Genomic DNA, 13707 nt, shown 5'->3' on the forward strand with positions numbered 1-13707 from the left:
CGGTCGCGAGCGGCGCAGACGGTCCGAGCCGTGACGCCGTACCTACGACGCGTCCGGCGGACGCACGGCCGGCATGGGGCCGGTGGCGGGGGCGCCGGAGTCGAGGCGGGCGACCTGGTCGGCGAGCTCGAGGCCCGCACCCGAGGCGGCGTTGAACGCGGCGTCGGCACCGGCGGAGAGCGATCGTGCGACGCCCTCCTCGTAACGGACGGCGGTGGCGATGACGCCGCCGAACCCGGACGCGCGGAGGATCGCGACGGCCTCGGCGTTGTGGGCGGGCAGCGCGAGGACGACCATCCGGACCCTCTCCCGCCCGGTGAGGCGGGAGAAGAACTCCTCGTCGCTCGCGTCGGTCTCGACGACCTGGAGACCCGCGGCGGTGAGCTTGCGGACGCGGCCGTGGTCGCTGTCGATGCCGACGACGTGGAGGCCGTACGTGTCGGTGAGCTGGGTGAATGCGCTGCGGCCGACCCGGCCCAGGCCGACGACGAGCGCCTCGGCGCCGCTGACGTCGGCGGGCCGGTCCTCCGGGTGGAGCCTCGAGGGGTCCTGCGCCGGCATGCGACCCGCGAGGCGTTCGACGAGGGGCTGTCCGATGCCGTTGACGAAGGAGGACAGGACGAAGGCGAAGGACACGGCGAGGGAGAGGACGACGACCCACCGCTGGTCGAGGATCCCGGAGTCGGCCCCGATGGCCGCGACGATGAGCCCGAACTCGGAGAACTGCATGAGGGCGAACGCGACGAGCCAGCCGGTGCGGTGCCGCACCCGCATGGCCCGCAGGACGAGGACGTAGCCGAGGGCGTGGACCGGGAGGATGAGGAGGAGGAGCGCGGCGAGGCCGATCTCCCCGGCGGTCGGCAACCCGCCGAACATCCCGATGGAGAGGAAGAACCCGACGAGGAGCAGCTCCTTGACGTGGAACAGCGACCGCGAGAGCTCGGAGGCCGACGGGTGGGAGGCGAGCATCGCGCCGACGACGAGCGCCCCGAGGTCGCCCTTGAGCCCGACGGACTCGAAGAGGAGGTAGCCCGGAACGAGGGCCATGAGGATGCCGAAGAGGGACTGCATCTCGCCGTGGCCGAGCCGCCCCCACACCGAGCGGAAGAGGCGGACCGCGGGCCAGAGGAGGACGAGCGCGAACGCCCACGGGCTCGGCAGGTGGCCGGTCGTCGCGGTGAGGAACACGACGGCGATGACGTCCTGGACGACGAGCACGCCGATGGCGATGCGCGCGTAGAAGGCGTGCTCGTCACCGCGTTCCTCGATGAGCTTCATGACGAAGACGGTGCTCGAGAACACGAGTCCGAGGGCGACGGTGGTGAGTGCGCCGACGCCGGCCCCCTGGAGCAGCGTGAACCCCATGACGCCGAGGCACCAGAGCCAGGCCATGCCCGTGAGGGTGCCGGCGACGCACGTGACGACGGTCGTCACCCAGACCTCCTTGGCGAGGAGGGTGCGCACGTCGAGCTTGAGACCGATCGCGAAGAGGAGAAGCGTCACGCCGAGGTCGGCGAGGGTGTGGATCTCCTCGGCCTGCACACCGAGCCCGCCGAGGGCGAACCCGGCGGCGAGGAACCCGACGAGCGGGGGGAGGCGGAGCAGCAGCGCGAGGTATCCCAGGGCGAACGTGACCGCGAGGATCGTCGCAGCGGTCTCCATCGGCGTCTCCCTCTCGTCGACGGCCCGGGACGCCGGACAGCGGTCGGGGTCGAGCCTCAGGGTACCGACGCGGGAGGGGGGAGCCGCGCCACCCCCACGTCCCGTCATCGTCTCGTCCCGGGGCTGCCGGGGCCGAGGGTGACCGCGTCAGTCGTCGACGGCGTCGCGGCCCCGACGGACGATCTTGGGATCGGCCGGGTAGACGATCGAGGTGTCCTTGTCCTCGTAGTCGAACTGGTCCAGGAAGTACCGCATCGCGTTGATGCGGGCGCGCTTCTTGTCGTTGCTCTTGATCGTCATCCACGGCGCCCAGTCGGTGTCGGTGCGGAGGAACATCTCCTCCTTGGCCTCGGTGTACTTGTCCCACTTGTCGAGGGACTCGATGTCCATGGGCGAGAGCTTCCACCGGCGCACGGGGTCGATCTGGCGGATCGCGAAGCGGGTGCGCTGCTCGTGCGGGGTGACGGAGAACCAGAACTTCGTGAGGGTGACGCCCGCGTCGACGAGCATCTTCTCGAACACCGGGGCCTGGTCCATGAAGAGTTCGTACTCGTCGTCGGTGCAGAACCCCATGACGCGTTCGACGCCGGCGCGGTTGTACCAGGACCGGTCGAACAGGGTCATGTCACCGGCCGTCGGCAGGTGCTCGACGTACCGCTGGAAGTACCACTCCCCGCGTTCCTTCTCGGTGGGTTTGGTGAGGGCGACGACGTGGGCCGAGCGCGGGTTGAGGTGCTCGGTGAACCGCTTGATCGTGCCGCCCTTCCCGGCGGCGTCGCGGCCCTCGAAGAGGATGACGTGCCGCCCGCCGACGTCCTGCGTCCAGTACTGGAACTTGAGGAGTTCCACCTGGAGCCGGTACTTCTCGTCGTCGTAGCGATCGCGCGGCAGACGCTCGTCGTAGGGGTAGGACTCCCGCCACGTGTCGACGGCGCGGCCACCCGGGTCGATGAGGTCGGGGTCGGAGCCGTGCTCGTCGCCGCGGACCGTGTACCCCTCGGCACGCATCTTGTCGATGTGTTCGCGCAGACCCATCTGCATGTCGGTTCCTCCTCCGCCGGGGATCCGGCGACGCGCGCGGCGGCGACGCCGGCTCCCGGCGCCTTCGGCGAGCCGGTGACCCGGCGGCGCGGTCATCCTGCGGGCGGCCGGTGAACTCCCATCGTCGCAAAGATGAACCCCCGATGGACGGTTCCTCGGGCAGCACGCCCAGGAAACCTCCGACGACCGGCGTCCTGCACGCCGTCGCGTTCTGCACGTGGACGTCTGCACGTGGACGGCGGGCGACCCGGGACGGCGGGGAACGGGAACCGTGAGGACCGGCCGGGGCAGGCGGCGGCGACGAGGTGGCGGCGACGACGCGACGGCGTGGCGCGGGCGGGGAGGTCGGCAGGGTCCCCCGGCGGCGGTTCGACGGCGCGACGGATACGGTGAGGCGGTCATGACCGAGCACCCCGAGAAAACGTCGCACCCCGTGAACCCCGTCCCCGCCACCGCCCCGTCCGACGGCGGCGGCCTCGGCCGGGCCCGTCGCCTCGTCTTCGTCCATGCCCACCCCGACGACGAGACCCTCGCCACCGGCGTGAGCATCGCGCACCACGTGCGTGCCGGTGACGTCGTCACCGTCCTCACGTGCACGCTCGGCGACGAGGGCGAGGTCATCCCCGCCGAACTCGCGCGCCTCGCCGCGGACGCGGAGGACCGTCTCGGGGCGTACCGCCGCGGTGAGCTGTGGGCGGCGACGTTCCGTCTCGGTGCCCGCAGCGTCCTCCTCGCCGACGAGGAGACGCCGACGCCGGGGGAGGGACCGGGGTTCTTCCGCGACTCCGGCATGGCGGGCACGCCCGCGAACGAGCGTCCCGGCGCCCTCGCCTACGTCGAGATCGAGGAGGTCGTGGGGCGCCTCGCCGCTGCGCTCGAGGCGCTCGACCCCGACGTCGTCGTCACGTACGACCCGGCGGGCGGCTACGGCCACCCCGACCACGTCCGCGTCCACGACGCGACGGTCGCCGCCGCCGCGCGCCTTCCCCGCACACCCGCGCTCTACACGCGGGTCACGCCCCGCTCGTGGATCGAGCGTGACCGACGCTGGGTCCTCGCCAACGTCGGTCATCGGGCGGGCGAGGCCCGGTTCCACGTCCCGGCCCTCGACGACGAGCTCATTCCCTCGGTCGTCGACGACGAGGCCGTCACCCACGTCGTCCGCCCCGCGCCGGGCGACCTCGACGTCCGCGATGCCGCGCTCGCCGAGCACCGCACGCAGGTCGTCGTCCGCGACGGCTGGTACGCGCTGAGCAACGACGTCGCGACACGGCTGCCGCAGGCCGAGGCGTTCGTCCGCGTCGAGCCCGGCACGGGCACCCCCTACCCGGGGAAAGCGGAACCCGGCCCGTTCGAGGATCCCCGATGACCGCCGGGACGACGCCCGAGGGCGTCCCCGCCGCGACGGCGACCGGTGACGATCTCCGCGCGGTGATGCGCAACTGGGCCGCGGGCGTCGCGATCGCGACGACGTTCCACGACGGCCGAGACCACGCCGTCACCGTCAACTCCTTCACGTCCGTCTCCCTCGACCCCCCACTCGTCCTCGTGTGCATCGGACGCGTCTCCCGCTTCGGTGCGCCGGTACGGGGGAGCGGCACGTGGGCCGTGAGCCTCCTGCCCGCCGATGCCGCGGACCTCGCGCTCCGCCTCGCGAAGCCGGGCGGGCCGGAGGGGCCGGTCCTCGCCGGCATCCCGCACCGCGCGGGAGTCACGGGTGCGGCGCTCCTCGACGACGCGCTCGCGACGCTCGAGTGTCGCACCGTCGCGATCCATCCCGGCGGCGACCACGACATCGTCGTGGGAGAGGTCCTCTCCACCTCGGTGGGGCCCGTGGAAGATCGGGACGTCCCCGCCGCCGCGGGCCCCGCGGGCGACGACGACCCGCGCGGACCCCTCGTGAGCTTCCGCGGCGGGTTCCGTACCTGCAGCGACTGACCTCGCCTCCCGACCCGCGCCGCCGACGCCCCGGGACGCGGTGGACCGCGTGGGCGCCCGGTCGGGCCGAGGGGCATACTGGGGGCCCCAGCCACGGCTCGCAGAGAAGGAACTCTCCATGACGTACGTGATCGCCCAGCCTTGCGTCGACCTCAAGGACAAGGCCTGTGTCGAGGAGTGCCCCGTCGACTGCATCTACGAGGGTGAGCGTTCGCTCTACATCCACCCCGACGAGTGCGTCGACTGTGGTGCCTGCGAACCGGTCTGCCCGGTCGAGGCCATCTACTACGAGGACGACGTGCCGGGCGAGTGGGCCGACTACTACAAGGCCAACGTCGAGTTCTTCGACGACCTCGGCAGCCCCGGCGGCGCCGCCAAGATGGGCCTCATCAACAAGGACCACCCGATCGTCGCCGCTCTGCCCCCGCAGAGCCACGACGAGTGAGCCCGGTGGGTCTCTCTCTTCCCGACTTCCCCTGGGACGGCCTCGCCCCCGCCAAGGCGCGGGCGGCGGCGCACGTCGACGGGCTCGTCGACCTGTCGGTCGGCACCCCTGTCGATCCCACGCCGCCCCTCGTCCGTGAGGCCCTCGCCGACGCCTCCGAGGCACACGGCTACCCGCAGACATGGGGCGCTCCCGATCTGCGCGAGGCCGTCGCGGCATGGTTCGCCCGTCGCCGTGGCGTGCCCGACGTCGACCCGGACTCGGTGTTGCCGACGATCGGCAGCAAGGAGTTCGTCGCCTGGTTGCCGACCCTCCTCGGCCTCCGCGGCCGTGGTGTCGCGCACCCGGCCGTCGCCTACCCGACGTACGACGTGGGCGCCCGCATCGCGGGGGCGACGCCCGTCCCGTTCGAGGGACTCACCGAGCTCGGCCCCGTCCGCGGCGACGCCGCACCGGCGCTGATCTGGGTCAACACCCCGAGCAACCCGACGGGCAAGGTCCTCGGCGTCGCGCACCTGCGCAAGATCGTCGAATGGGCGCGTGAGCGTGGCGTCGTCGTCGCGAGCGACGAGTGCTACGCCGAGATCGACTGGCGCGACGACGCGACGCGTACCGAGCAGGCTGGCGGTTCCGGGTTCGCAGGCGTGCCGAGTCTTCTCGACCCCCGTGTCTGCGAAGGCGACCACACCGGCCTGCTCGTCTGCTACTCGCTGTCGAAGCAGAGCAACCTCGCCGGGTACCGCGCCGCGTTCGCCGCGGGTGACACCGCGCTCGTCGGGCGGCTCCTCGAGGTGCGCAAGCACGCCGGGATGATGATGCCGTGGCCGGTGCAGCGGGCGATGCTCGCGGCCCTCGGCGACGATGCCCACGTCGAGGCGCAGGTCGAGGTGTACCGCCGTCGCCGCGCGGTGCTGTCGGCGGCGGTCGAGTCCGCGGGCGGACGCATCGACGACTCCGACGCCGGTCTGTACCTCTGGACGATGTTCGGTCGTGGCGCGTTCGACACCGTCGACGCCCTCGCCGAGCGTGGCATCCTCGTCGCGCCCGGTACCTTCTACGGCAGCCGCAGCGGCGACCACGTCCGCATCGCCCTCACGGCGACCGACGAGCGCATCGATGCCGCCTCCGCGCGGCTCGCCGACGCGCGACTCTGACGCGCCTGGCCTGCTCCTGTTCGCGCCGCCGGAGGTCCTCAGCGGGCGTCGGTCGAGATGCGCAGGGCGGTGGCGCCGGTCTCGTCGCCGTCCACCCACTTCGTCGCGCGTGCCGTGCGGCCGCGCGTCCACGTCCGATCGGCGACGACGACCTCGGTGACGCCCGTGCGGCCCGCGTGGGCGACGGCCCAACTGCCTGCGGCCCAGGCGAGCTCGCGGGAGCTGAGGACGCCGGTGAGGCGGTCGCCCTCGACGGCGGGGGAGATGCCGAGCTCCCGCTTCAGGCTCGCGGCGAGGTCGTCGGCGGGAACTCGGGAGGTGGGCTCGGGGAGCGTGCACGTCACCGCGGTCGGCTCGGCGCCGGTGAAGGCGGCGGCGAGGAGTGCGGCGCGGTCCTCGTGGCGGGCGTACGCGTCGGGGTATCCGCTGCGCTGAACCTTCTGCGCGACCTCCGTGAGGGGTCGGTCGAGGTAGCCGCGCACGCGGACGAGGTGGTCGTAGAACGCCTCCGTCGCGTACACGGGGTCCTGCAACTGGGCGGGGGTGCCCCATCCCTGACTCGGACGTTGCTGGAACAGCCCGAGCGAGTCTCGGTCGCCGTGGTCGAGGTTGCGGAGCTTGGACTCCTGCAACGCCGTGGCGAGGGCGATCGTCACGGCCCGGCGGGGGAGGCCCCGGCGTATGCCGACGGCGGCGATCGTCGCGGCGTGCTGCGCCTGGTCGGGGGCGAGCGACGTCGAGTCGCCGCCGACCTCGACGGTGCAGACGGGCGGGGTGAGGCTCGGCACGACGTACCGGCCCACGCCGTAGACGCCGAGTACGAGGCCGACGACGAGCAGGGCCGCCGTGACGAGGCAGCCCTGCGACCGGCCTCCGCGCCCCCGCCGTCGCCGCCCACCGTGCCCCCGCCGTCGCGTGCGGCGTCGTGCGTCAGTTGGCATGCAGTTCGGAGTTGAGGGTGATGCCGTGCCCGTCTCGGGTGCGCGCCTCGACGGCACCGGTGACGGAGTTGCGGATGAAGAGGAGGCCGTCCTGGCCCGAGAGCTCCGCGGCCTTGACGGCGCGGCCGTCACCGAGGGTCACCTTGGTGCCGGCGGTGACGTAGAGACCGGCCTCGACGACGCAGTCGTCACCGAGGGCGATGCCGATACCGGCCTCGGCGCCGAGGAGGCAGCGCTTGCCGATGCGGACGCGCTCGGTGCCGCCGCCCGACAGGGTGCCCATCGTCGAGGCGCCGCCGCCGACGTCGGAGCCGTCGTCGACGACGACGCCCTGGCTGATGCGGCCCTCGACCATCGAGTGGCCGAGCGTGCCCGCGTTGAAGTTGACGAAGCCCTCGTGCATGACGGTCGTGCCCTCGGCGAGGTGGGCGCCGAGGCGGATGCGGTCGGCGTCGCCGATGCGGACGCCGGAGGGCACGACGTAGTCCGTCATGCGGGGAAACTTGTCGACGCCGAACACCTGGACGGGGCCTGCGGCGCGCAGCCGCAGGCGCGTGCGCTCGAAGCCGCCGACGGCGCACGGGCCGTGGTTCGTCCAGACGACGTTGGTGAGCGCACCGAACAATCCGTCGAGGTTGATCGTGTTGGGCTGCACGAGGCGGTGGGAGAGCAGATGAAGACGCAGGTAGGCGTCCTGCGCGGAGGTGGGCGCCGCGTCGAGGTCGATCTCGACGCACTCGACGGTGAGGCGAACGCCGCGGCGCTCGTCCTCGCCTGTCAGCGCCGAGAGCTCGGCGGGCTCCTGCCGGTCGGCGGGCGCCTCCCCGAGCCTCGGCTCCGGGTACCACGTGTCGAGGACGACGTCCTCGCCGTCGCCGACGGTCGTCGTCACCAGTCCGAATCCCCAAGCCGCACGCGAAGTCATACCGACGAGGGTAACGGGGGAGCGCACCACGCACCGTGCCGCCCACGCGCGGGTCGGCGCATGGGCGGCACGTGGTGATCGGGCGGGCGGGGCGCACGGATGGGGCGTACGGGGGCGCCCGCCGGTGGGTCAGTAGCTGAAGCGGCCGACAAGGGTCTGGAGCTCGTGGGCGCGGCCGGCGAGCTCCTGGGCGGCGTGGGAGGTGTCGGTCGCGGCCTGCGTCGTCTCGGCGGAGGCCTGGGAGACCTCGCCGACATATGCGGCGATCTGCGTGGCGCCGGTCGAGGCGTCGGAGACGTTGCGGCCCATCTCGTTCGTCGTCGCGGTCTGCTCCTCGACCGCGCTGGCGATGGTGGCCTGGGTGTCGTTGATCTGCGCGATGATCGAGCCGATCTCGCTGATCGCGGCGACCGCGGCCTCGGTGTCGACCTGGATCGCCTCGACCCGGCGACCGATGTCCTCGGTCGCCTTGGACGTCTCCTGCGCGAGGTCCTTGACCTCGTTGGCGACGACCGCGAAGCCCTTGCCCGCCTCCCCGGCACGCGCCGCCTCGATCGTCGCGTTGAGGGCGAGGAGATTCGTCTGCTCGGCGATCGACGTGATCGCCTTGACGACCTGGCCGATCTCGGCCGAACTCGTGCCGAGCTGGGCGACGGTCGTGTTCGTGCGGTCGGCCACCTGCACCGCGGAGGCGGCGACGCCTGCGGCGTCGTTGGCGTTCTTGCTGATCTCGCGGATCGAGGCCGTCATCTCCTCGGTGCCGGCCGCGACGGTGTGGACGTTCGAGGACACGTCGCCCGCGGCCGAGGCGGCCGAACCGGCGCGCTCGGCGCTCAGGGAGGCCGTCGAACGCATCTGCGTCGCCGTCGCCGTGAGCTGCTCGGAGGCGGCGGCGACCGTGGCCGAGGCGTTGCCGACCTCCTGGAGTACCGCCCGCATCGACTCCCGACTCGTGTCGAGGGCCCGCGCCATGTCACCGATCTCGTCGTTCGCCTCGACGTGGGCGGGGACACGCATGTCGCCCTTGCCCATCGCCGTGACGCTGTCGAGCACCGTGCGGACGGTACGCAGGACCGCCGAGCTCACGCGCTGGGAGAGGAGGAGCAGACCGAGCGCGCCGAGACCGAGGGTGACGAGCGCGGCGACGATCGCCGATTTTCGCGTCTTCTCGACGTTGGCGAGCGCGGCGGCGACACGGCCCTCGGCCGTCTCGGCGACGGCGTCCGCGTCGTCGTCGATCTTCGCCATGAGCGGCACGGCCCTCTCGAGCGCCGCGTCGTTGGCCTTCGCCCGCTGGTTCGCCGTGACGTACCCGACGATCTCGGCGTCGACCGCCTCCCACTCCTCGACGCTCTTCGTGAGGTCGGCCATCGCGGCCTTGCCCTTGTCGGTCCGGAGCATCGGCGTCGTCTCGGCGATGTCCTTCTTCAGCCCGTCGAGGGCCTCGAGGTAGGCCTTGCGGCTGGGGGAGGAGGGCTCGACGGCGGCGGCGCCCGTCGACGTCGCCTCGACGAGGTAGCCGTTCCGCTGGCCGTTGACCTCGGCGACCTGCGTGTGGATCCCGTTCGTGAGCACGAGGACCCGGTAGGCCGCGCCCTGCTCCGCGGTCGCGGCGGTGAGTCGACCGAGCGACCAGAGGTTCATCCCGGTGGTGAGGGTCGCGACGACGAGGCCGAGGAGGCCGATCGCGAGCATCTTGCCCCGGATGCCGAGTCGTCGGCCCCGCGGTGTGTCGGCTCGGTCGACGGGGTCGGCAGGGACCGTGTGGGCTGAGCTGCTCATGGGATCACCGTTCTCGGGGCGTGGGCGGAGTCGTACGCGCCGCGCGCAGCCCCAGGGGGACGGGACGGCGCCTGCATCGGCCCAGTCGTCCCGCTTCCGGCGAAACTGAGTCGACGGCGGGCAACTCGCGTCCCGAAGACCGTTCGTCGTGTCGACGGGCGGCGGCGACGGCCTACGGTGGGGGCATGGCCCTCGATCTCCACGCCGATGTCGTCTCCCTCACCGCCGCGCTCTGCGACATCGAGTCGGTGAGCGGGGACGAGGCCCGCCTCGCGGACGCCGTCGAGGAGGCGCTGCGGGGTTGTGCCCACCTCGAGGTGATCCGCGACGGCAACACGGTGATCGCCCGTACCCACCTAGGACGGGCTGAGCGGATCGTCCTCGCCGGCCACCTCGACACGGTGCCGCTCACCGACCCGCCGAACCTACCCACCCGCCGTGAGGGTGGCCCGGACGGCGAGGAGCTGTGGGGGCGGGGCACCGTCGACATGAAGGGTGGCGTCGCCGTCAAGCTCCGCCTCGCCCACCTCCTCCCCGAGCCGAACCGCGACGTGACGTTCGTGTTCTACGACTGCGAGGAGATCGAGGCCGAACGCAACAGCCTCACCCGCATCGCCGCCACCCGCCCCGAGCTCCTCGAGGGAGACTTCGCCGTCCTCCTCGAACCCACGCGGGCACTCGTCGAGGGCGGCTGCAAGGGCACTCTGCGTGTCGAGGTGAGCACGACCGGCGTCGCCGCCCACTCCGGCCGACCGTGGATGGGGGAGAACGCGATCCACGCCGCCGCGCCGATCCTCGATCGGCTCGCCGCGTACGATCCGCGCGAGGTCGACGTCGACGGGCTCCTCTTCCGCGAGGGGATGTCAGCGGTCGGGATCCGTGGCGGCGCCGCGAAGAACGTCATTCCCGACAGCTGCGTCGTCACCGTCAACTACCGGTTTGCACCCGACGTCGACGAGGCCGCTGCCGAGGCGCACGTCCGCGAACTCTTCGACGGCTTCGACGTCGTCGTCACCGACCTCGCGGGCGGTGCACGACCGGGCCTCGACATGCCCGCGGCGAAGGCGTTCGTCGACGCGATCGGGGGAGAGGTCTCGGCCAAGCAGGGATGGACCGACGTCGCGCGCTTCTCCGCGCTCGGTATGCCCGCGGTGAACTTCGGCCCCGGCGACCCGCTCCTCGCCCACAAGGACGACGAGCGCTGTCCCACCGCCCAGCTCCGCGCCGCCGAGGACGCTCTCCTGCGCTGGCTCTCGCACGAGGCCTGAGCGCGAGCACGCGCCCTCCCATGCCGCCGTCGCGTCGCGATGCGGATAGGCCGCAGCTATCGCGAGGATACCGAGGATTCATCGACGAAGGCTTTGAAAAACCGCGCATCCCATATAGAGTGCTTATGTGTTCGGGGGTTCCCCCGGTCACGCAGCTCAACCACACGAGGAGCGCAACGCATGTCCCTGATGAACACCGAGATCCTCCCCTTCGAGACCACCGCGTTCAAGAGCGGCGAGTTCGTCGAGGTCTCCGACGCCGACGTCCGCGGCAAGTGGGCGATCTTCTTCTTCTACCCGGCGGACTTCACCTTCGTCTGCCCCACCGAGCTCGGTGACCTCGCCGACCACTACGAGGAGCTCAAGAAGCTCGACGTCGAGGTCTTCTCCGTCTCCACCGACACGCACTTCGTGCACAAGGCCTGGCACGACGCCTCCGACACGATCGGCAAGATCGACTACTACATGCTCGGCGACGCGAACGGCGTCATCACGAACAACTTCCAGAACATGCGCCCGGGTGCCGGCCTCGCCGACCGTGCGACGTTCCTCGTCGACCCCGACGGTGTCATCCAGTACATCGAGACCACCGCCGAGGGCATCGGTCGCTCCGCCTCCGAGCTCATGCGCAAGGTCAAGGCCGCCCAGTACGTCCGCAACCACCCGGGTGAGGTCTGCCCCGCGAAGTGGGAAGAGGGCGAAGGCACGCTCAAGCCGGGTCTGGACCTCGTCGGCAAGATCTGATCGATCCCGACACCTGGATCGGTTCCGACCGATTCCATGACTCCTCGTCCCCGTCCCGGTGCGTCGTACCTCCCCTGAGACGCACCGGGCCGAGGGCGAGGTCCCGCCCCGGATGGGGCGTCGCGAACGTCGAGGAGAGCGCCGGCCCCCTCGACGTCCACGAGGACTCATCCGCCACCCCCGGGCCCGCGCCTGCCTTCGCTCGCGCAGACGGCCCCTCGTCCATGAGGAAAGGACGGCCCATGCTCGACGCCGACCTCAAGACCCAGTTGAAGACCTACCTCGAGATGGTGCGCGAGCCCATCGAACTCGTCGCCACCGTCGACGACGGCCCCAAGAGCCGCGAGATGACGGAGATGCTCGAGGACATCGCCGCGCAGTCCGACAAGGTGAGCGTGCGCACAGACGGCACCGCCGACCGCACCCCGTCGTTCGGCATCGCCCGCGTCGGCGACACCGCCCGCGTCGAGTTCGCCGGGCTGCCGCTCGGCCACGAGTTCACCTCGCTCGTCCTCGCGCTCCTCCACGTCGGTGGGCACGCGCCCAAGGATGACATCGAGGTGCTCGAGGCGATCCGCGGCATCGACGAACCCCACCACTTCGTCACGTACATGTCGCTGAGCTGCCAGAATTGCCCGACCGTGGTGCAGGCGCTCAACACGATGGCCGCGCTCAACCCGAACATCACGCACACCGCGGTCGAGGGCTCGCTCTTCCAGGACGAGGTCACCGAGAAGAACGTCCTCGCCGTCCCCACGATCTACCTCGACGGCGAGCTGTTCGGCCAGGGCCGTATGGACGCCCGGGAGATCGTCGGCAGGATCGACACCGGCGCCTCCTCCCGCGACGCCGAGCGCATGAGCGGCATGGAGCCCTTCGACGTCCTCGTCGTCGGCGGCGGCCCCGCCGGCGCCTCGGCCGCGATCTACGCGGCCCGCAAGGGCATCCGCACCGGCCTCGTCGCCGAGCGCTTCGGCGGGCAGGTGCTCGACACGATGGCGATCGAGAACCTCATCTCCGTCCCCTACACCGAGGGCCCCAAGCTCGCGGCCGCCCTCGAGGAACACCTCGGCGGTTACGAGGCCGACGTCCTCAAGGGGCAGCACGCCACCGCGCTCCACCCGGCGGGCGACGACGGCCTGCACCGTGTCGAGTTCGAGAACGGCGGTGAGCTCTCCGCCCGCAACGTCGTCCTCGCCACCGGCGCACGCTGGCGCACGATGGGCGTCCCCGGCGAGGACGAGTACCGCAACAAGGGCGTCACGTTCTGCCCCCACTGCGACGGTCCCCTCTTCAAGGGCAAGCGCGTCGCCGTCATCGGCGGCGGCAACTCCGGCGTCGAGGCCGCGATCGACCTCGCCGGTCTCGTCGGCCACGTCACCCTCGTCGAGTTCCTCGACGAGATGCGCGCCGACGCCGTCCTCCAGCGCAAGCTCCGCAGCCTCGACAACGTCGACGTGATCCTCGGTGCGCGCACGACGGAGGTCCTCGGCGACGGCTCGCAGGTCACGGGCCTCACCTACGAGGACCGGGCCTCCGGCGAGAGCCACACCCTCGAGCTCCAGGGCGTCTTCGTCCAGATCGGTCTGCTGCCCAACACCGAGTGGTTGAAGGACACCGTGGAGCTGTCCGAGCGTGGCGAGATCGTCGTCGACGACAAGGGCCGCACGAACGTCCCCGGCGTCTTCGGTGCCGGCGACGCGACGACCGTCCCCTTCAAGCAGATCGTCGTCGCGATGGGTGCCGGCTCCACCGCCGCCCTCTCGGCGTTCGACCACCTCATCCGCACGAGCGCCCCTGCGTGAGG

Annotated in this window: 12 protein-coding genes; 7 read left to right on the forward strand and 5 right to left on the reverse strand. The window is 71.7% G+C overall.

Annotation, left to right across the window (positions count from 1 at the left end):
- Positions 1–42 precede the first annotated feature (42 nt).
- Positions 43–1662, reverse strand: coding sequence for a cation:proton antiporter domain-containing protein (locus MOPEL_RS07475; protein WP_141631238.1), 1620 nt, complete (start codon positions 1660–1662; stop codon positions 43–45).
- A gap of 147 nt (positions 1663–1809) precedes the next feature.
- Entirely contained in the window at positions 1810–2703 is an 894-nt protein-coding gene (gene ppk2 / locus MOPEL_RS07480; RefSeq protein WP_009482272.1) for a polyphosphate kinase 2, read from the reverse strand.
- Between the two features lie 400 nt (positions 2704–3103).
- Between ppk2 and mshB the strand changes: the two genes are divergently transcribed.
- The 4 genes from mshB to dapC all read left to right on the forward strand — a co-directional run bounded on the left by mshB (position 3104) and on the right by dapC (position 6240).
- A complete protein-coding gene (mshB, locus tag MOPEL_RS07485; protein WP_009482273.1) occupies positions 3104–4072 on the forward strand; it encodes an N-acetyl-1-D-myo-inositol-2-amino-2-deoxy-alpha-D-glucopyranoside deacetylase in 969 nt (322 codons plus the stop codon).
- Entirely contained in the window at positions 4069–4641 is a 573-nt protein-coding gene (locus MOPEL_RS07490; protein ID WP_009482274.1) for a flavin reductase family protein, read from the forward strand. The genes mshB and MOPEL_RS07490 overlap by 4 nt, the downstream gene beginning before the upstream one ends.
- Positions 4642–4759: 118 nt before the next feature.
- Positions 4760–5086, forward strand: coding sequence for a ferredoxin (gene fdxA, locus MOPEL_RS18125; protein WP_009482275.1), 327 nt, complete (start codon positions 4760–4762; stop codon positions 5084–5086).
- Positions 5087–5091: 5 nt separating this feature from the next.
- Positions 5092–6240, forward strand: coding sequence for a succinyldiaminopimelate transaminase (dapC, locus tag MOPEL_RS07500; RefSeq protein ID WP_009482276.1), 1149 nt, complete (start codon positions 5092–5094; stop codon positions 6238–6240).
- A 38-nt stretch (positions 6241–6278) separates the two neighbouring features.
- Here dapC and MOPEL_RS17950 read toward each other — a convergent pair whose 3' ends face one another.
- From MOPEL_RS17950 to MOPEL_RS07515, 3 genes are all read right to left on the reverse strand, one after another.
- The gene (locus MOPEL_RS17950) at positions 6279–7181 is read right to left on the reverse strand and encodes a hypothetical protein (RefSeq protein ID WP_174270591.1); all 903 of its coding nucleotides are present in this window, start codon (positions 7179–7181) and stop codon (positions 6279–6281) included.
- Positions 7171–8106, reverse strand: a complete 936-nt coding sequence (gene dapD / locus MOPEL_RS07510; protein WP_040633474.1) for a 2,3,4,5-tetrahydropyridine-2,6-dicarboxylate N-succinyltransferase — start codon at positions 8104–8106, stop codon at positions 7171–7173. Before dapD ends, MOPEL_RS17950 begins: the two co-directional genes overlap by 11 nt.
- Before the next feature lie 129 nt (positions 8107–8235).
- Positions 8236–9888: a methyl-accepting chemotaxis protein gene (locus MOPEL_RS07515; protein WP_009482279.1), complete on the reverse strand. Its 1653-nt coding sequence runs from the start codon at positions 9886–9888 to the stop codon at positions 8236–8238.
- 185 nt (positions 9889–10073) lie between these two features.
- Between MOPEL_RS07515 and dapE the strand changes: the two genes are divergently transcribed.
- The 3 genes from dapE to ahpF all read left to right on the forward strand — a co-directional run bounded on the left by dapE (position 10074) and on the right by ahpF (position 13705).
- Positions 10074–11156, forward strand: a complete 1083-nt coding sequence (gene dapE, locus MOPEL_RS07520) for a succinyl-diaminopimelate desuccinylase (RefSeq protein WP_009482280.1) — start codon at positions 10074–10076, stop codon at positions 11154–11156.
- Between the two features lie 180 nt (positions 11157–11336).
- A complete protein-coding gene (gene ahpC, locus MOPEL_RS07525; protein ID WP_009482281.1) occupies positions 11337–11900 on the forward strand; it encodes an alkyl hydroperoxide reductase subunit C in 564 nt (187 codons plus the stop codon).
- A gap of 242 nt (positions 11901–12142) precedes the next feature.
- Positions 12143–13705, forward strand: a complete 1563-nt coding sequence (gene ahpF / locus MOPEL_RS07530; RefSeq protein WP_009482282.1) for an alkyl hydroperoxide reductase subunit F — start codon at positions 12143–12145, stop codon at positions 13703–13705.
- Positions 13706–13707 lie beyond the last annotated feature (2 nt).

This window comes from Mobilicoccus pelagius NBRC 104925, assembly GCF_000247995.1.
GTDB lineage: Bacteria > Actinomycetota > Actinomycetes > Actinomycetales > Dermatophilaceae > Mobilicoccus > Mobilicoccus pelagius.